Source organism: Aquimarina sp. AU58, from assembly GCF_900312745.1.
In the GTDB taxonomy this organism is placed as follows: Bacteria; Bacteroidota; Bacteroidia; order Flavobacteriales; family Flavobacteriaceae; genus Aquimarina; species Aquimarina spinulae.
Window position 1 is genome coordinate 1,217,846 of the sequence record NZ_OMPD01000014.1, and the last position, 19,076, is coordinate 1,236,921.

At 32.3% G+C, this 19,076-nt stretch carries 21 protein-coding genes and 1 pseudogene; 9 read left to right on the top strand and 13 right to left on the bottom strand.

The window, feature by feature from the left end:
- Window positions 1-10: 10 nt before the first annotated feature.
- The 3 genes from DK441_RS16610 (at window position 11) to DK441_RS26665 (ending at window position 1,829) form a co-directional block, all read left to right on the top strand.
- Window positions 11-703, top strand: coding sequence for a hypothetical protein (locus tag DK441_RS16610; protein ID WP_160112135.1), 693 nt, complete (start codon window positions 11-13; stop codon window positions 701-703).
- Between the two features lie 16 nt (window positions 704-719).
- Window positions 720-1,598: a DUF4846 domain-containing protein gene (locus tag DK441_RS16615; RefSeq protein ID WP_109851692.1), complete on the top strand. Its 879-nt coding sequence runs from the start codon at window positions 720-722 to the stop codon at window positions 1,596-1,598.
- A gap of 84 nt (window positions 1,599-1,682) precedes the next feature.
- The gene (locus DK441_RS26665; protein WP_160112136.1) at window positions 1,683-1,829 is read left to right on the top strand and encodes a hypothetical protein; all 147 of its coding nucleotides are present in this window, start codon (window positions 1,683-1,685) and stop codon (window positions 1,827-1,829) included.
- A gap of 153 nt (window positions 1,830-1,982) precedes the next feature.
- Here the strand turns inward: DK441_RS26665 and DK441_RS16620 are convergent, their stop codons facing one another.
- On the bottom strand, window positions 1,983-2,633 hold the full coding sequence (locus DK441_RS16620; protein WP_109851693.1) for an outer membrane beta-barrel protein: 651 nt from the start codon (window positions 2,631-2,633) through the stop codon (window positions 1,983-1,985).
- A gap of 211 nt (window positions 2,634-2,844) precedes the next feature.
- Here DK441_RS16620 and DK441_RS27280 point away from each other — a divergent pair.
- Window positions 2,845-3,009 (top strand): annotated as a pseudogene (locus DK441_RS27280) (IS1595 family transposase); the annotation flags it as partial.
- A gap of 493 nt (window positions 3,010-3,502) precedes the next feature.
- Here DK441_RS27280 and DK441_RS16625 read toward each other — a convergent pair.
- The 3 genes from DK441_RS16625 to DK441_RS16635 all read right to left on the bottom strand — a co-directional run bounded on the left by DK441_RS16625 (window position 3,503) and on the right by DK441_RS16635 (window position 6,540).
- Window positions 3,503-4,246 carry a LytTR family DNA-binding domain-containing protein gene (locus DK441_RS16625; RefSeq protein WP_109851694.1) on the bottom strand — a complete coding sequence of 248 codons (744 nt, stop codon included), beginning with the start codon at window positions 4,244-4,246 and terminating at the stop codon, window positions 3,503-3,505.
- A 70-nt stretch (window positions 4,247-4,316) separates the two neighbouring features.
- The gene (locus tag DK441_RS16630) at window positions 4,317-6,044 is read right to left on the bottom strand and encodes a tetratricopeptide repeat-containing sensor histidine kinase (protein WP_109851695.1); all 1,728 of its coding nucleotides are present in this window, start codon (window positions 6,042-6,044) and stop codon (window positions 4,317-4,319) included.
- A gap of 1 nt (window position 6,045) precedes the next feature.
- Entirely contained in the window at window positions 6,046-6,540 is a 495-nt protein-coding gene (locus DK441_RS16635; protein WP_109851696.1) for a hypothetical protein, read from the bottom strand.
- Between the two features lie 272 nt (window positions 6,541-6,812).
- On the opposite strand from DK441_RS16635, the gene DK441_RS16640 reads away from it, so the two are divergent.
- Both DK441_RS16640 and DK441_RS16645 read left to right on the top strand, forming a co-directional pair.
- On the top strand, window positions 6,813-7,190 hold the full coding sequence (locus DK441_RS16640) for a Na(+)-translocating NADH-quinone reductase subunit F (RefSeq protein ID WP_074408382.1): 378 nt from the start codon (window positions 6,813-6,815) through the stop codon (window positions 7,188-7,190).
- Window positions 7,191-7,194: 4 nt separating this feature from the next.
- The gene (locus tag DK441_RS16645; RefSeq protein ID WP_109851697.1) at window positions 7,195-8,202 is read left to right on the top strand and encodes an FAD:protein FMN transferase; all 1,008 of its coding nucleotides are present in this window, start codon (window positions 7,195-7,197) and stop codon (window positions 8,200-8,202) included.
- 65 nt (window positions 8,203-8,267) lie between these two features.
- On the opposite strand, the gene DK441_RS16650 is transcribed toward DK441_RS16645, so the two are convergent.
- The 5 genes from DK441_RS16650 to DK441_RS16670 all read right to left on the bottom strand — a co-directional run bounded on the left by DK441_RS16650 (window position 8,268) and on the right by DK441_RS16670 (window position 12,295).
- Window positions 8,268-9,188 (bottom strand): M12 family metallopeptidase, encoded by a 921-nt coding sequence (locus tag DK441_RS16650; RefSeq protein ID WP_109851698.1) that lies wholly within the window; start codon window positions 9,186-9,188, stop codon window positions 8,268-8,270.
- 295 nt (window positions 9,189-9,483) lie between these two features.
- On the bottom strand, window positions 9,484-10,251 hold the full coding sequence (locus DK441_RS16655) for a class I SAM-dependent methyltransferase (protein WP_109851699.1): 768 nt from the start codon (window positions 10,249-10,251) through the stop codon (window positions 9,484-9,486).
- Between the two features lie 46 nt (window positions 10,252-10,297).
- On the bottom strand, window positions 10,298-11,116 hold the full coding sequence (gene map / locus DK441_RS16660; protein WP_109851700.1) for a type I methionyl aminopeptidase: 819 nt from the start codon (window positions 11,114-11,116) through the stop codon (window positions 10,298-10,300).
- 115 nt (window positions 11,117-11,231) lie between these two features.
- Window positions 11,232-11,693, bottom strand: a complete 462-nt coding sequence (locus DK441_RS16665; RefSeq protein WP_109851701.1) for a RidA family protein — start codon at window positions 11,691-11,693, stop codon at window positions 11,232-11,234.
- A gap of 8 nt (window positions 11,694-11,701) precedes the next feature.
- Window positions 11,702-12,295 (bottom strand): thioredoxin family protein, encoded by a 594-nt coding sequence (locus DK441_RS16670; RefSeq protein WP_109851702.1) that lies wholly within the window; start codon window positions 12,293-12,295, stop codon window positions 11,702-11,704.
- Window positions 12,296-12,460: 165 nt separating this feature from the next.
- Here DK441_RS16670 and DK441_RS16675 point away from each other — a divergent pair, with 165 nt between their 5' ends.
- Complete coding sequence (locus DK441_RS16675) at window positions 12,461-13,312, top strand: hypothetical protein (protein WP_109851703.1); 852 nt, start codon at window positions 12,461-12,463, stop codon at window positions 13,310-13,312.
- A 177-nt stretch (window positions 13,313-13,489) separates the two neighbouring features.
- On the opposite strand, the gene DK441_RS16680 is transcribed toward DK441_RS16675, so the two are convergent.
- From DK441_RS16680 to gpmI, 3 genes are all read right to left on the bottom strand, one after another.
- Complete coding sequence (locus DK441_RS16680; RefSeq protein ID WP_109851704.1) at window positions 13,490-14,584, bottom strand: FecR family protein; 1,095 nt, start codon at window positions 14,582-14,584, stop codon at window positions 13,490-13,492.
- A gap of 25 nt (window positions 14,585-14,609) precedes the next feature.
- Complete coding sequence (locus DK441_RS16685; RefSeq protein ID WP_109851705.1) at window positions 14,610-15,176, bottom strand: RNA polymerase sigma factor; 567 nt, start codon at window positions 15,174-15,176, stop codon at window positions 14,610-14,612.
- A gap of 224 nt (window positions 15,177-15,400) precedes the next feature.
- Window positions 15,401-16,918: a 2,3-bisphosphoglycerate-independent phosphoglycerate mutase gene (gpmI, locus tag DK441_RS16690; protein ID WP_109851706.1), complete on the bottom strand. Its 1,518-nt coding sequence runs from the start codon at window positions 16,916-16,918 to the stop codon at window positions 15,401-15,403.
- Between the two features lie 314 nt (window positions 16,919-17,232).
- On the opposite strand from gpmI, the gene DK441_RS16695 reads away from it, so the two are divergent.
- A complete protein-coding gene (locus tag DK441_RS16695; protein ID WP_074408371.1) occupies window positions 17,233-17,616 on the top strand; it encodes an ankyrin repeat domain-containing protein in 384 nt (127 codons plus the stop codon).
- A 214-nt stretch (window positions 17,617-17,830) separates the two neighbouring features.
- Complete coding sequence (locus DK441_RS16700) at window positions 17,831-18,211, top strand: ankyrin repeat domain-containing protein (protein WP_109851707.1); 381 nt, start codon at window positions 17,831-17,833, stop codon at window positions 18,209-18,211.
- 44 nt (window positions 18,212-18,255) lie between these two features.
- Here the strand turns inward: DK441_RS16700 and DK441_RS16705 are convergent, their stop codons facing one another.
- Window positions 18,256-19,026 carry a M48 family metalloprotease gene (locus DK441_RS16705; protein ID WP_109851708.1) on the bottom strand — a complete coding sequence of 257 codons (771 nt, stop codon included), beginning with the start codon at window positions 19,024-19,026 and terminating at the stop codon, window positions 18,256-18,258.
- Between the last annotated feature and the right edge of the window lie 50 nt (window positions 19,027-19,076).

Consider the following 19,076-nt stretch of genomic DNA (forward strand, 5'->3'; position numbering starts at 1 on the left):
GTTAAAACAGATGAATGTAATTATAGGAATTCAGTGGATTATTTTATTGATTTCTTCATCATTGTTTTCTCAAAACATAAAAATATCCAGAGATTCTTTGGTTAATATCGTTGAATTTGATGGAGCTTTTTATAATGAATATACCTTAAAACGATTGATGGTCGATAGTTGTAAAGTTTCCAGCGTTTTACGAAATAAAAGCCAGGATTATTCTAAAAACAACCTTATAGATGACAATGATCGTACAGCGTGGGTAGAAGGTCTTTCAGATTCTGGTATAGGAGAAAAAATTAGGATTACTTTTAAGGATAAGAGTGCTTTGCCTTATGTAATTAGAATAGTTCCAGGGTATTTGAAATCTGAAGAAACTTGGTATACCAATAATAGAGTTGCTAATATTACTATCAGAACTATAGGAACAAAGGTAGATTCAGAATACATAATTGATGAATGGAAAAATGTAAGTTTCAGAAAAGATTCTTTGTCTAAAGTGTCAATTTCTCCACAATATATTGATATCAGCCAAAATTATATTCAGCATATGGGGTATAACGATTTTGTGGCCATTGAATTTGAAATTATGGAAGTTGATGATGTTGGAGCAATATATAATGACACGTGTATTTCTGAAATAAGTTTTTATGAAATTGATAAACTAATCAAAGCCTATACTCCTGATGAATATGAAAAAATAAAGAATTAGTACTAATCGTGATGTTATGAAGAAATATATAGTATCTCTGGTTGTAATTATTGTTTTAGTCTTGGTATTTAAGAATACATCAAAAGGAAAAATGGTAACCAATCATGTAAAAGGTATCGTTACAGATGTAGTTAGAAAGCCAAATTATATTAATAGTAAAGGAGATTCAATTTCTAGCCGGGTTATGATTCCAGATGGGTATAAGAGAACAGAATATACGTCGGGTTCTTTTCAGGAATACTTACGTCATTATCCCATAAAACCTTATGGTAGCAAGATTATAAATTATGATGACAGCGAATATTTTGCACAGCATTGGCACGAAGCAATTCTAGAAGTTCCAGTTCCATCAAATGGATTGCAACAATGTGCAGATGCATTGATGAGAATTCGATCAGAATATTTGTGGAAACAAAACAGAAAAGATGAAATTGGGTTTAATTTTACTTCGGGTCATTATTGTTCATGGCGCAAATATGCACAAGGATATCGACCAAAAATAAACGGAAACAAAGTAACGTTTCATAAAACGGCATCCCCCAATGATTCTAAAGCTAATTTTTATAAATATTTAAATCTTATATATACTTATGCAGGAACCTTATCGATGCATAACGAACTACAAAAAGTACCGGTAAAAGATGTACGAATTGGTGATATGCTGGTAAAACCCGGTTCTCCAGGGCATATTGAAATCATAGTAGATGAAATCGTAAATGATGAAGGGGGTAAGATGTACCTTCTGGCTCAGGGAAATACACCAGCTCAGAACGTATGCTTACTTAAGAATTTTGAAGATACCACCATCTCCCCATGGTATAGGTTTGATGAAAACCAGCCTGTTTATACACCAAGTTATTATTTTGAAAAAGCGCAGTTTATTAGGTTTAAGTAACTATTTGATTTCATTTTTATTAGATGATTTCTGTATTTAACGAATTGTATTATGAGGTGTATACGTTAAAACCATTTTCTGTTAATGAGTATGAGTGTAAAGTTTCAAGTACATTACAAAGGGCAAAAAAATACATATTCTAGAGAAAACCTTACCGATAACAATGATAAAACGGCATGGGTAGAAGGAAGCCTGGATTCTGAGGTTGGCAATAAAATTCGAGAGTATTGAAGTAAATTCAAAAGGAGCTAAATATAATGATACCTGTATTTCAGAAATTAGCTTTTTACGCAACATAAGTTAATTAGAGAATAATCTTTTACTGGTATTTTAAAAATACTAAAAAACCCGATACATTAATGTATCGGGTTTTTTATTTAAAAGTTAAAATCGATATAAAACTCCAAAATAAATGTTGTCTAACCCTAAATTGATAGAGAAATTCTTTACGTCAGAGTTGAATTTTCCACCGTTTGGATCTGTATTTTCGTTATCTAAACTGTTATAGCTTATACTTCCGATTCTTGAGGTTAATGCTAATCTTTTTGAAACAAAAAACTGCATTCCCGGGGATATTGCAATGTTGTATCCTTTATTTTCTGATTTTCGAGATTCAATTTGATTATTTGATAATGTGAATTCTTGTTCCCTTTCCGAAGTTCGATAGGCAGCTGAGAGTTCTGCATATATGCTAAACCTCTTTTTTGGAGTAAAAAAGTATTTCCCAAAAACACCAACACCATAACCTGATTCTTCAACCTCATTACTATTAGAGTTTTTAGATGTATTGGTAAATACACTTAATCGTGTGCCAATGGCAATGTTAGAGTGAATAAAAAATCCAATTTCAGGTTCAATGATAAGTATATGCCCTTTTTCTGTTGACCCAAAATCGCCTCTGTTTTTAGAATTATTATAACTCATCGTACCCGAAACAAAAAAATCACTCTTATTAAAACCATAACTGGATTCTTCTTGAGCAAATGTAACGGAAAATGTAAATACTAGTGTAAAAAATAAAAATGCTGTTCTCATATTTTTGATTTTTGTAATTAATGATTTTGTGTAATAGACCTTTTGGGTTATACTCTTGTTTACTAATATTTTGTTAAATGGCAGAGTAATAAGAAGTTTGTGACGAATTCTTATGAATTAGGGACGATTGGTTTTGTTTTATAAAGATCAATAGATAATTATAGATGTTTTTAAAGGACAAAATCTTCTAGAGTTCTCAAGTTGGTTCTAAATAGATAACGATTGTAAGGAGCATTTATCTTCATTTAAAGTCGTAGAAATTTTATAAATATCATCATGATGTTTTCAAATGAGAAGTGATTTTGGTAAGCAATGTATTATATCTGGTTATATAGAATCAGTAATAGTCAATATGCTCTTTCATAAAGTTAAGTTTGACGAAAACCAGCCTGTTTATACACCGAGTTATTATTTTGAAAAATCACAATTTATTAGGTTTAAGTAAATATTTGTTTCCATTTTATGAGATCATTTCTTATAAGTTATACCCAATATGGATACACTTATGCTTAAGTTTTTAACGCTTATGGCATTCCTTTTATGAGATAGCGTAAATCTGATTAATTTTACCGTAGAAATGATAATGAAACCAGATTCGGTAACCAATTAAAAGTGTACAAAGAAGGAAGTAGTAGTGTGAAAATGAATTATTAAGATTGGTGTTTTGCGATTATAGCATGAATAGGATTTGTGTTTAGTTAAATAAAATTGAAACGTTCATACATTTAGTTTTTATAGAAAATATGCTGCTTCTGTTGTTGGTGAAATGGGGGTTTACCATTATGGCAGGAGCAGCCATATTTACTAAAAGTATAATGTGTTTGTTTTTACTTGAAGCTAATAGTATATATCTTAATAATACAATGCATTTAGTTTAATATATCATTATCCTTTATAAATAAAGCTTTATAGCGTTCGCTAAATGGGATTTTGGCATCGTTCTCTAATATGATAAGATTGTCTTCGAAATAGATTTCTTTAATTTTTTTAATATTGACCAAAAAATTACGATGCACTTGCGTAAAATCTGGATTTGATAATAACTCTTTTACTTTTATTAAGGATAGCTTAATCAAAAAATTACCTTCTTTACTTATTAGGTTACAATATTTTTCTTTTACCTCAATATAATGAATAGATTCTATGGCTAATTTCATAACACTTTTATTTTTTTTTACAAAAATATAAGTAGGACTCAATACTGCATTTTCTGAGTTAAAACTTAAGGTATTAGATTGTTTATAGTGCTTTTCGATAGCGAGCTCTATAGAAAATAGAAGTTCTAAGGTGTTATAAGGTTTAAGTAAATAGGTTGCAGGTTGTGTGAGTTTAGCCAGATCAAAAAAATGTTTACTCTGTGTACTGGTCAAAAATAAAAAAGGAACATTAAGTTGTTGCTCATTAATTTGTTGTGCCAAAACAATACCATCGGGTCTCCCGTCTATCATAATATCCAAAATGATCATATCAAAAAAATGATCCTGTATTTTTTTTTCGGCATCTTGTATCGTTGAAACTCTTGTAACTTCAAAATTATTATTGCTTAAAAATTCTGAAATTTCTTTAGCTTCTTCATCTTCGTCTTCTAATACTAATAACCTTAATGTTTTCATCTATATACATTTCATAAACCACATCGGTAATGGTTTTGGTTTATTCAGTGCCTATTATAGGCTTTTATAGCTAATCAATTCCTTTTGGTAATACAATTTTGATCCTTGTTCCTTTACCTGGCTCACTATCAAAAATTAGTTGCCCATTGTTTTTTTTGATAAGTGTATGGCATAATAGTAATCCAAGACCTACTCCCTTAGACCGATCAATTTTATCGGTGGTAATGTCATGTAATGAGTTGATTTTTGCTAGAATTTCTGGAGGAATACCTGCTCCCGTATCTTTAATCTCAATATAACATTCATTTGTAGTATGGTTACCAGATGTTATCGTGATTTTTCCTTCATTTTTAGTGTATTTAATAGCATTATCAAGAATGTTACGAAGAACAATTTTTAGGGATTCTTTATCAACTGTAACCAAAATAGAGGTGTCTAATGCAGTTTTGAGTACAATTTCCTTGGTTGTTGCCAAATATTCATAATCACTTATAACATGTTCAAGAATGGGTTTTAAAGGATATGTTTCGGATTCAAAAAATAATTGTTCACTTTGCTCTAACGACCAGTGCAATACATTGTTTAATAAATGACTGGTGGATTCTGTTAAGGTAATTGCAGTGTTTGTGGTTTTTTTGATTCCCAATAAATCTTTTTCGGCTATGTGATCCAACAATTTTTCATGTTGTCGTTTTAACGCATTAACAGGAGATCTTAAATCATGGGAGACTACAGAAAATAGATAATCTTTGGTAGTGTTTGCGATATCCAATTGTTCTTTCTGTTCTGTAATCAATTTCTTTTTACCAATTAACAATTTGTAAAAATATCCCAGAACACCAATAAACAAGAGTAAGAGCGAACTCCCTATTATCAGACCGTTACGTTGCGTTTTTTGTCGTTTTATCTTTTCATCCTGTATCCGTATTTCTTGTTCCTTTTGTGCAATGGCAAGTTGCTTGTCTTTTTCGGTAAGCTCCCAGATCTTATCCCTGTTCCAGATAGAATCTTTCCATTTCCCGTATTCTATATAATAGGTTACACTTTCTTGATATCGTTTTCTGTTTTTTTCAACTACTGCCATATTTTTGGCTGTATTTTGTTTTAGCTCGATATCATGAAATAATGTAGCTAATTGGTAGCACTCTTTAAACAAGGCGATAGCTTCCTCGTCTTTATATTGACTATAATAAGCGTTGGCAAAATCCATTTTGGCTCTAATAATAAGAGCAGTATCCTGCTCCCTGATTAAAGCTAATTCCTTAGAAAAATAATGTTTTGTATTCGCATACTCTTTTTTATGTAGGTAAGAAATACCCAGATTATGGTAAGCAGTTTTTAATAAAAGTTCATTTTTAGAGCCATTATCTTGATCCAACCATTTCTTATAATAATGTATTGACTTATCATAATTTTCCAACCCTACATATATTCTCGCCAGTTTATGGTTTTTAAGCCCTGAAAATTTAAAATATTCAGAAATACTGTCCATGTTTTGGAGGGCTTTGGTGTACAAATCTTTGTCAATTGCGCTTACACCTTGGATATAATGTAGAATATCCCGTTGTTCTTGATATTTAGTGATTTCTAATGCTTTACCAGCATAGATATAACAAGAATCCAGCTTATGATTACGATAAAACGCTACAGCGTTACAAAAATCGGTAGCTACAACCTTCTCGTTGCAATAACCATCCAGATGATCATAAAATGAGTTGAGTTGACTATTTTTTCGAGATTGACCATGCATAAACGTATAGCCAAGAAGTACACACCATATGATAATCGTTTTATGCATTTTATTGTCCACTCGTTGCAATAGTAGTCACTGTACCTCTATCGGTTTCGGGATCTAAATTTTTATCATGTACTACAATACCTTCTACACTCTGCGTTCTTAGGGATGCGATTTTATAATCTATCTGAATATGGTACATATCAAATTCTGAGGGGATAGGATCTGTAGAATCATATACAATATTAAAATCTCGCGACATGACTAAACCACTTTCGGTATGTATAGTAGTCTTTACATCTGTAACTCCATTGTAATTAAAGAATATGGTCTTTTCTTCATTTAAAAACAAACCGCTACTGGTGTTTTTTACGGGATCTAGTTTAACGGGTAAAAATGAAATAATGTTAACAATATAATGTCTTTCTCCTTTGGGATTGGCATATATATTAGCTAAAGATTGTTGTGGGACTTCTGCCAGAGGAATAGGTTGAGCATTTATTTTGTTACAAAAATTAATTACGAAATCTAATCCGGCCAAAGTAATTTTATTTTCCATAGGGTATGTTTAATACGGTTATTACAATTAAAAAACGTTAAGAGTTTTAATAAACTAAAAAAGATAATTTTACAGACGTTTTCAGGACTATCAAATTATCACATTAAACATACAATAATTTCTCTGAATGCGTAAAATAATGGCTATATTTTATACTATTATTTGTGAAGAATGGATAGAAATGGTTTGGCTTTTTTGATGTAAAACAAAAAATAAAGATGAGTTCGGTATAATTCTAAATTATATTTCCAAAATAATATCTTTGCAACGCTATGACCAGAACACTTACTAAACAAGAATTACATAACCTTGCAATGAATATTGTAGGTGAAGAATTAGAAAAAAAAGGCTTCGAATTTATTGCAATTAATAGCACTTTGGGAAAACATCCTCAGTTTGTGTGTATTGATAAATCTAATCAAAGATATTTCGTGCTTGTTAAAGCAGTTTCGTATCCGGATAACCCTCATAATTATGATATTATCTGGATGGAGTCGTTTAAAAAACATGCTATAGAACAAGAAGCAAAAGTATTCTACGCAGGTGTTGGTTTACAAAATCCTGAAAACCCAAATAAACCAGTACTTTTAAACGAAGAATATATTTTGGAATATGCAGGGCTACAAACCATTGAAACTCATCTGAACTAAAATTATGATTCGAAAAATAGGTATAGTTGTATTAATAGGATTGTTTTTCTCATGTAAAAAGGAACCTAAATTACATCTTAATTACACTAATGGTAAAGCTTTCGGAACCACGTTTTCGGTTCAGTTTATAGATGATAAAGAGTATGATTTTTCAAGATCATATGATAGTTTGATCAATGTGATCAATAGATCAATGTCTACTTATAGTAAGGATTCTGATATATCGAGGATAAACTCTGGCGATACTACTGTAGTGATAGATGAACATTTTGTAAAAGTATTTGATGCTTCTAAAAGGATACATAAAGAAACAAATGGAGCTTTTGATCCTACAATTGGGATTTTGGTAAATGCATGGGATTTTGGACCAGAAGGAAAAATAGCCTCTTTAGATAGTCTTAAAATAGATAGTTTATTGCTCTCGGTTGGTTTACACAAAGTAATACTGAAAGAGAATAAAATTGTAAAAGATGACCCTAAAACATATATCGATTTTAATGCATTGGCAAAAGGATACGGAGTAGATGTTTTTGCTGAATTTTTTGAAAGCAAGGGGTTTAAGAATTACCTGGTTGAGATAGGAGGGGAGATTAGAGGTAAAGGAAGTAATGTGATTAAACAAAAACCCTGGCGAATTGGAGTAGAAGATCCTAACTTTGATGATACGCAATCCTATAGTAAAGTAATTTCATTACACGATGAAGCTATGGCGACTTCTGGTGGGTATAGAAAGTATAAAATTGATGAAAACGGAGAGCGATATATTCATATTTTGAATGCTAAAACTGGGTACCCATTAAAATCAAACCTTCTGGCAGTTTCTATTATTGCTAATACCTGTATGGAAGCAGATGCATATGCAACTGCATTAATGTCGATGGGATTAGAAGGTTCAAAAAAATTCTTAGAAACGCATCAGGAACTCAAAGCATTCTTTATTTATGAAGATCAAAATAAAGAATTAAAAACACTATCTGTAAATGGTTTTCCGGATAGTGACTCTAAACTTTAAGATACATAAAAAAAGCAGCTCGAAATGTTTCGAACTGCTTTGTGAAATAAATGACTTGTCTATTCCTAGTAAAATTGACGTAAAGCTTGTATATCTGAGTTACTGGGGCCGTAAGAAGTTCCATTTCTTCTACCGTACTCTATAGCATTAGTAAAAGGCCTGTTATCACTCCTTCTTACCATATCGTATCTTCCACCTCCTATAGACTTAGAAGGGTAAAGCATAATCGAAGCCCAATCAAAAGAAGTTAAATTTTGAGTGCCTTGAATACTTATATTTGGATTGTTTACATATGCAATGATGTGATTGTTTCGGTCTGATCTCTGGTGCTCGTGAGCAAGCCCCAAAGCATGTCCTAACTCATGAATTGCTACAGATACATAAGGGTCATTTGTAGAAAGATCTTGTGCCCCACCATACATCCCAAGGCGAGAATAATCTGCACCATTTGCTATTACTCGAATGTAGTTTCTATGCTGGCTAGGATTATAATATACAAATCGTACACCTAAACGATTAGCCCATACCCCAGCAGCCTGAATAATACTGTTTCTATTCTGACTCGGTACCCCTGGAGTAAATTGAATAGGGATTACACCATTGGTCCAACCTCTAACTCCATAAGGGATTGCTCCTTTGGCTGTAGGTACTGCTTCGTCAGTGATAACCACACCTTTTGGCAATAACATGTCTCCACCTAATACATAATCTCCCTGATCATTAATCTGATAATGAATTTTTTCAGAACCGATATACCCTTCTTTAAGTTCTCCCGCAGAAGATATTAAATGAGTATCAGCATTAGAAATAGCTAAATCATTCGAATTTAGATTTCCAAAATTGAATGAAGAATAATCAAAATTGGCATATTCTAATGTTTTTTCATCCATTTCTTCGGGAGTGGTCTCATCATTTTTAGTACATGATGTCGAAATTATGGTAGTTGCAGCAACCATAATCGCTAAAAATCTTTTGTTTGATTTCATTTTTGTTAAATTTTGTGTTAAAAAATTACGCTTATTGTGTTATCAAACAAATCTAAATGTTAGAGAAAAATTAAAATTTAACAAAAGTGTATATTTGATAGCACTTTTTGAGGAGCTTTTTAATTTTTTGTTAAATAATAAACAGTGCCAGGAAGAGGTGTGTAATTTCAATATAAAAACATGAATACCTAATAGAGGTCATTGGAGTTTTTTAGAACAAATTATCAAATAACTTTTGATATCTTATTCATCCTTAAAGCAATGTAATATAATTTACCTGTCTTTTTGACCTTAGTTATGGTTTATAACAAACAGGAAGAATTTCTCCTGGGGCAAGACAGTATTTTGTTACACACTCTTTTGATAAAATATTAGTGTAATCTACCTCATCAACTTTAAAACCAATAGCTCTTAATTTTTCGAAATAATCCCGACCATAAACCCTTACATGATCATATTGACCAAATATTCTGGCACGTTCCTGTGGATCTGTGATGCTGTTATCTTCAAAAGTTACATCTCTATTTAGATCCTGAGGAATTTGTAGAATTGCCATCCCGCCCGGTTTTAGCACCCTGAAAATTTCTTGCATAGCTGTAGTATCATCTGGGATATGTTCTAAAACATGATTGCAAAAGATAATGTCATATTCATTATCGATAAAAGGTAAATTGCATATATCAGCTTTTACATCTGCTAATGGAGAGTTAAGATCAGTAGTAGTATAATCAAGATGTTTTAAATTTCTAAACCTTTTATAAAATGCTTGTTCAGGAGCAAAATGTAATACTTTTGCAGGAGTAGTAAAAAATTCGGTTTCATGGGCTAGAAATAACCAGAGTAACCGATGGCGTTCTAATGATAAAGTCGAAGGAGAAAGTACATTATCTCTTTGTGTACCATATCCATAAGGCAAAAAACGAGAAAAACTTTTGCCATCAATTGGATCAGTATATGTGTTTCCTCGTAAAAATAATGATAATATCGGGCGTGCTATATAACTCAATCGAATCAATAGTGGCCTGGGGATCGTATTAAGTATTAATTTAAATAGTTTTTTCATTTTGAAAAGCTACACAATGCAGACTTTGAGTGCTAAAGAATATATACTATACAGTCAACACTTCTTGTCTAAAGGCATCTTCTTCATTAGATTCAATACCTAATGCCTGATAGATATATTTAAAGGTTGAAAGAATTTCAGGTTTTCCATCGATTATAGCCACATCATGCTCAAAATGAGCACTCGGTTTGCCATCCGCTGTAAGAATAGTCCAGCCGTCTTGTAGTTGTTTGATACGATGGGTTCCCATATTTGTCATAGGTTCTATAGCAACGACCATACCTTCAATAAATTTTTTCCCTTTACCACGACGTCCATAATTAGGCATCTCGGGATCTTCATGCATTTTTCGACCCAAACCATGACCCACTAATTCTCTAACCACTCCATAACCAGCTTCTTCGGTGAACTTCTGGATTGCATACCCAACATCACCAACTCGTTTTCCAACTTTAAACTCAGCAATCCCAACGTATAGAGATTCTTTAGTAATGCGAAGTAAACGTTCTACTTCTTCTGATACTTCACCTACAGGAAATGTATATGCATGATCTCCATAAAAATCATTTTTAATAGCACCGCAATCAATAGATATAATATCACCTTCTTCTAATGGAGTGTTATTTGGGATCCCATGAACCACTTGAGCATTAGGACTCATACATAAGGTATTTGGGAAATCGTACAATCCCAAAAAACCAGGAATTGCACCATGATCTCTAATAAATTCTTCTGCAAGTTTATCTAACTGTAGCGTAGTTACCCCAGGTTTAACTTCAGGGGCTAACATCCCTAATGTTTTAGATACAATTAATGCACTTTCTCGCATTAATTCTATTTCTTCACGTGTTTTAGTAATAATCATATGTAAACAATTCCTTGATAAAAGAAGGCAAATTTACAAAGAATAATGCTTGTTCTGTTCAACAGCACCCTCTATTTTGATGTTTCACTTTTTTACGCTATTGATTAGCGTACTTTTAAGTGGTTTTTAATGTAAATGAAGTAGTTAGGCCTACGCAAAAATTTCGAGGTAACTTATCCACTCCAAAAATTGCTCTTGTGTGTGTACCTTTTTCTTCTAGTACCTTAATAAATAGATCTGAAGCCCCATTTACTACAATAGGAGAATCGTCCCAATGAGCACCCGATTGAAAGTAAGCATCAATATGATTGAGCCCTTCAATAGCATCAAAGCCAATTTTTTTATCTATCTGGGCAAGAACATTAAGAGCACATAATTTCATAGCTTCATATCCTTGATCCGTTGTTATGGTATTTCCTAATCTGCCTTGATATAAGTATTCACCATTTTGAATAGGAAATTGGATAGCTACATAGGCAATATTACCTCTTGTATTTACAGATACATAAGACCCTCCTGGGACAGATATTTCTGGTAATTGGAGTCCAAGTGTGTTTAATTTCTCTTTTGGTGTCATCGAATTATTTAATCTTCGTAAGAATGTTTATAAGGTTGTTCAGAAACAATTGCCAATATATCTTTTTCGAGGGTTTCTCTTGCAAATTCTACATAACGCCCTATTTCTTCTCCATTTTTATAAAAGATAAAAGTTGGCACTCGCATGATGTCTAAATCTTTTTCAAAACCTTTGGGAGTATCTTTTGATCTTGTTACTGTTATTAATTCCAGATTTTTATAACTAAAATTAGAAGCGTCCAGTATTTTATAAAATGTGGGAGTTTCTCTTTTACTGTCACTACACCAGGTGCCCATAAAAGCTTTAATCGTAATATTTTTTAGGTATGGAGATAATTTCTCTACAGTTCTGGTATCGACAGTATAATTTTTGTAATTAGTATTAAACCAATTTCCATATGGCTTTTGTTCTAACGCTTTTCGATCTTGTTTGCCTACTAAAAAATCTGATTTAGAGCTGTTTTTCTTTTCAGTTGAAACTTGCTGTTGCTTACTTTTCGTTAGTTCAGCATTAGAATTTTTATCATTTGTAGCAGTAGAAGTACTTCCACAAGAAAAAAGAAAACCGGTAATGGTAATAGCTAAAAAAAATATTTTTTTCATTTTGATCCACAATTGTTTGCTCTGCCAATATATATAAATTCTAATGCTTGATCCAATGATTTGATACTAGTTTAACAAATAATGAAATATCGACGCAGCGTTTTTATTTTTTCGGGGTTTAATAGATAGAAAACAAAGATAATATTCACTTAAAAAAAGAAAACCATGAAAAAATTATTGATTTGTGCCCTGATTTTTGGCCTAGTAGTGAGTTGTACTAAAAATGATGTTGATGATAGTGTTTCTGAACAAAATAATAAAGAAACATTTGAATTGAGTAAAACCGTGAACCTGGCTATGGATGATTTTGGGAAAATTTCGGAACAGGCTTCTTTAGATCTTAAAAACTCCTCTAAAAATAGTAAAGGTACCTGTTTCTCTATCGAATTATTAATTCCTTATCAGGAAAAACCTATTCCGGGTTTTTTGGGATATGATCATTACAGTAAGATGATTTTAAATGATACAGGAGACCAATGCCAATTTGACGATTGGACAGGTAGTTTAGAATACTATGTAGCCGAAGATTTACCATCTAAGTTTAAGGACTCTGCAGTGTTTAAAAATGTGCAATACGATCGGGGATATATTTTTGATGGGTATAGAGTAGCTCAAAAAAATGAAGAACAAAGCACCGATGATATTCCGGTATTTGATGTAAAAATAGATGGAGTTATTACAGCTCCTGATGGAGAAACATATCAGTATACAACGAATAGAAATTTTTCTTTTCAAAACCGATATACAGAACAAGGGGTTATTACTTTAAAAGAATCCTCTTCATTAGAAAACCTACAAAAACCTTTCTTTATAAAATCAAAATCTGTTGATGGATCTCCAATAGTATATAAAGCAGCATGTTTTGAAGGATTGAGCTTCCTTAAATATCCTGTGCAGGGATCACAAGATTATTCTAGTAATTTTGGAGTTAATTTTAATATTAATTTTGGCGACGGAACCTGTGATCGTGAGGTTATACTTACTTCTATAGAAGGGACGATAACTTTTGACCTTTAAATAATATATGTTAAGTTTAAAAAACCGGCCTATAAAATGTTTTATAGGCCGGTTTTTAATATACAAACAATAAGGTGTTTATAGTATAGAAAGCACTAATGACCAGAAGCATTAGAATATCTTTTTAGAGTTGTAAAGAAGATTGTTTATCTGGTACTGCAAATGTTATATGTCTTTTTAATTTGCACAATTACCTTCTCCTATAAGTATAAAAATCTCGCCTTCCTTTTCTATTTTTACGTTGAATTTCTTAGCTAATTCACTCAATACTTTTTCGGTAGTTGCATTGCTAAAAGATCCCGTGTATTTACAATCGAGTAGAGGACTGCGTTTTAATCTAATTTTGGCGTCAAAATTTTCTCCCAAATCACTTATAATTTGATTCACACTAACATTTTTATAATGTAAAACACTAGTTCTCCAGGCAAATTGATTTGGAGATCTTTTAAGAAGCATAATACCTTGGGGGTTGACATTAAAACTTTGTCCCGCAACTACATTTTGTTTTTTACCAGTTGTACGATGAATTATTTCTGCAGAACCTTCAATAAGCGTGATATAATCGGCATCTTTTTCTACAGATATTGCAAAAGAATTTCCGCTAACCTGAACATTACAATAGTTTCCGTGTATCACGAATGGTTTTGATTCATTTTTCTGTATTGAAAAGAATAAAGTACCAACAAGATCAACTCTTCTATAGCTTTGTATCGAAGTATTAAAATTAACTTTGCTATTTTTTCTCATTACCATCGTACTCGAATCGGGAAGCTTAATATACTTGGTGTTTTTTGTTGAAGCATATTTTTCTGAAGCGATATAGGATACCCCAATAAATCCTTTTTCGTTACTTTCTTCGTCTGGCTCTAAAATGGTAGAGTCTATAGAAAAAGTTTCTGTTTTAGAAGTTTTTACAGGTTTATCTTCTGTATTCGATTCTACAGGTTTGATTTCAATAATTTCTGGTTGCTCTTCTATTTGAATTGTGGTTTGAACATTTTTTGGTTCGACAGAATCGATATTTTCCTGGTGTGAAGGAGTGATCTCGGTATTTTCAGGAGTCGTGTCATTCATTACATAATACAGAATGAATATAGCGCAAAGTAATATGGCAATAACAGTTATTTCATACCAAGGTATATAATTACGCTTAATCTTTTCTTTCTGTACTGCATTGTATATGTCATCAAACCTATCCTTCGATGGTATAATCGAATCACTTTTAAATTTTGCTTGTAAAAGCGGTTTTAAAAGGTCTTTATCATCTTTCATTTGTTACTCATTTAGGTTTTAAACGTTAAAACTTTACAACTCCATTATTCCTCATACGCTCTAATAGCTTCTTTCTTGCTCTGGTATAGTTAGATCTTGATGTGCTTTCTTTAATATTAAGCATTTCTCCTATTTCTTTATGAGAATATCCTTCGATGGCATAGAGATTTAGAACATAGCGATACTGTTCGGGTAAATCACTAATAAAGGTTCGTAACCTCTCTATCGATATTTCCTTAGATAGATAGTCTTTTTCAGGCTCTTCTAGTTCCTGTATCTCATTTTTGTTGATGAAATCTTCATGATCTACATGAATCGTTTTTTTCATTTTATGCCAATGATCAATAGCGCAATTCACAACAATTCTTTCAATCCAACTTCCCAGCATTCCTTTATGGCGGTATTTTTGAATACTTTTAAAAACTTTAATAAAAGCTTCTTGTACAATGTCTTCTGCATCAGATTGATTTACACAATAGCGAAGACCCACCGCAATCATTCGCGGTGCAAAAGTATTGTATATTTTTTCCATGGCATCCCGATTACCCTTTTTACAGGCTTTTACTAGTCTGTCTTGTTCTTTTTTATTCATGAATAAGGGTTAGTGCTTAACTCATATAATGTATAACCAAGAATATTGGGTTTCGCTGCGTACTAATTATACTTTTTTTATCTACATAAAAACATATAATCTATGTTAAGGTAACAAAAGAATTTTGAAAAATAAAAAGACAGAAAAACACGAGTCGCATAAAAGCACTCTTTTATGCGACTTGTTTCAAAAAAAGAAATTATTCTTTAGTGTATTTTTGAATATTATTTTAGTAATGAATCTTGTGTCATAGCCTTAGGTTTTTCTATTCCCATAAGATCAAGAATGGTTGGAGCGATATCTCCTAAAACTCCATCATTTATTTGTATCTGGTCACTATCAATTAAGATAAAAGGAACGGGATTAGTTGTGTGGGCTGTATGTGGTGTGCCATCTGGATTAATCATAGTTTCGCAATTACCATGATCTGCAATCAGAATGGTAGAATATTGATTATCTAGAGCAGTGGTTACTATATCTTTTACACATTGATCTACAGCTTCACAAGCTTTAATAGCAGCTTCCATTACTCCTGTATGCCCTACCATATCACCATTTGCAAAGTTTAAACATACAAAATTAACATCGCCTTTTTGTAGTTCTGGTACCAAAGCATCTCTTAATTCAAAAGCACTCATTTCGGGTTTAAGATCATATGTTGCTACCTTTGGAGAATTTCTTAATATTCTGGATTCTCCTTTAAAAGGTTCTTCTTGTCCTCCAGAAAAAAAGAAGGTAACGTGAGGATATTTTTCTGTTTCAGCAATCCTAATTTGAGTTTTACCGGCTTTAGAAATGATTTCTCCAAGAGTTTCGGTAATATTATCTTTATTATAAATAACATTAATACCTTCAAAGTTTTCATCATAGTTGGTCATTGTAACATAATGTAAAGAAAGCTTGTGGGTATTATACTCGTGCATATCTTTTTGAGAAAGCATTTCGGTTAACTCTCTGCCTCGATCTGTTCTGAAATTAAAGAAAATTACAACATCCTCATCGTTTATGGTAGCGACCGAAACTCCATTTTCTTGTAGTATAATCGGTTTGATAAATTCGTCGGTAATGTCGTTGTCGTAACTATTCTGAATACTGTCGAGGGCATCAATACTAGATTCTCCAATACCATTTACCAAAAGATCATAGGCTAATTTAACACGCTCCCATCTTTTGTCTCTATCCATAGCATAATATCTTCCTATGATAGAGGCTAGTTTACCTGTGGTTTTGGACATATAATCCTGGATATTTTTGATGTGCGTTTTACCAGACTTCGGATCTACATCACGACCATCGGTAAATGCATGAAGGAAAACATCTTTTAATTCATAAGAGTGAGCTGCGTCAAGTAATCCTTTAATATGATCGATATGAGAGTGAACTCCACCATCACTTACCAGGCCCAGTAAATGAACATTTTTATTTTCTTTTTTTGCATAGCGAAAAGCATCCAGAAGAACGGATTCTTCTTTTAAAGTGTTGTTTTTAACTGCTATATTGATTTTGGCCAAATCCTGATATACAATTCTACCAGCTCCAAGATTCATATGACCAACCTCACTGTTTCCCATTTGCCCATCTGGCAAACCTACATGAAGTCCGTCTGTACGTAAAGAAGCATTAGGGTAGTGAGTGTATAAACTATCGATATACGGAGTGTTTGCATGATCAATTGCAGATACTTTAGGATCGGGTGATGTTCCCCATCCATCCAGGATCATCAGGATTATTTTTTTGTTCATAATGTATTCTTAATTAAGGTTTTTGGTTGGTTATTTTTTGAGCCTAAAATCTCAAAAAAATGAAATAAGAAACAAAGTTACAACTTCGCCCACAAGCACACAAAAAGCTTATGTTATTCCTATGTGATTTATACCTTTTTGTAATATTAACTGACACGTGGTTTTTGTGAAATTATTAACGAATTCATGTAGGGAAGGTTAAAAGTAAGTTATTCTTAAAATCACGATGTTTTTTGTGAGAATAATGTAATTCATTTGCACCGTCAAATTTTGACATAGCGCAAATCAATAATGAACTTATAAAGATAAAAAAAATGAAAAAGCTATCAATTTTAGTAATGTGTATGACGGTTGGTCTGGTTTTAGCAAACGATCCGGTGAAAAACCTTAATGCATATAAGGTTGCAAAAACAGAAATTATTAATGTATCTCCTTTTTGCATTTCAATCGCTAAAGGCGACTATGAAATGGTTAAAAAAATGGTCGAATTAGGGAGCGAAGTGAATAAATTTTCAGAAGGTATGACACCTCTTATGTATGCTGCTCGTTATAATCGATTAGAGATCATAAAACTTTTGGTTGCTAATGGAGCAAAAATCAATATTAAAAATGCGAAAGGCTATAATGCAATAAAATATGCAGAATTATCTGGAGCCAAAGAAGCTGCGGTCTTGTTATTAGAGCTTAAGAAAAAATAATTACTCAGAATTAGTTTTTAAACCGATATAAATCCCGTCTATCATTTTTATAATGGTAGGCGGGTTTATTGTATAGAAATGTATCGTTTTTATCAAAATATTTGTTACAAGAAAGTTAAAATCCTGTTATTTGGCAAGAGTAGGTGTAACATGTTGCCGATTCTAAGGTCGTACTATATATAAGTCAATCAAATAAACTTAAATCAATTTCATCATGAAAAAAACAGTTTTAGCAACCTTATTGGTTATGTGTATTACTTCTGTAAGTTTAGCTGCAGAAACAAATGTGACTACTACTAGTCATAATTACGATCTTACGGCATATAAGACAAGTCCGTTTTGTATGGCCATTGTAAAAGGAGATTTAGAAACGGTAAAAAAATTAATTGAATTCGGCAGTGACGTTAATGAAAAATCTGACGGAATGACACCGCTTATGTATGCTGCGCGATATAACCGTGCAGATATTATTAAACTGCTTGTAAAAAATGGAGCAAATATCAAAGCTAAAAATAGCAAAGGCTATACAGCAATGAAATTTGCAAAGCAATCTAATGCTAAAGATGCAGTAGCTCTTTTAGAGAAATTGTCATAAGTATTGAAGCCATTGCTTGTTGATATGAACAGGCAATGGTTTTTTTATTGTACACTACTATATTCTCGTATTGCCTCTTTGATTTTTTCTATACGATTTTCAGGATCAGGGTGGGAACTTTGAAATTCGGGAACACGGTTAGACCCGGCAGCAGCTTTTAGAATTTTCATTACGCCAATCATTTCTTCAGGATTATAACCCGAATTGATCATAAACAAAACGCCTAGTTTATCACTTTCCAATTCATCACCACGGCCATTTTTTAATAAAACATTTTGTCCGATACCATTTACGATCCCTCCAGCATCTGCACCAACTGATGCCCCGGTAGATATCGTTTTCCAGAATTCATGCTCTGCTATTCTTTCTGCAGAATGTCGTCCTAGTACATGACCGATTTCATGACCCAATACACCAGCAACCTGGTCTTCATTTTGTAATTTGGATAATAAAGCATAGGTTATAAATATTTGCCCTCCTGGTAATGCAAAAGCATTAATGGTATTGGGATCGGCTAACAAATGAAATTCATATTTGTAAGGAGTTTGTTTTGCCATACTCGAATTAACTAATTTGTTTCCAACCATATCGATATAGCTTTGCAATTTTTGATCCGGGTATAATCCTCCATGTTGTTGGGCCATTTCAGGAGCACTTTGTAGTCCAATAGCGATTTCCTGATCACTTGTCATATTAATATTTTGTACTCTATCGGTATATGGGTTTAGCGTTTTATTATTACATTTTTTAAAAAATGCAAAAGCTATAATTGCTAAACCTATTAATATTCTGATTTTTAAGCCGCCACGTCTCATGATAAACTAAATTTTAATATCAAAAAGCTTAAAGTTAATAAATATAAAAG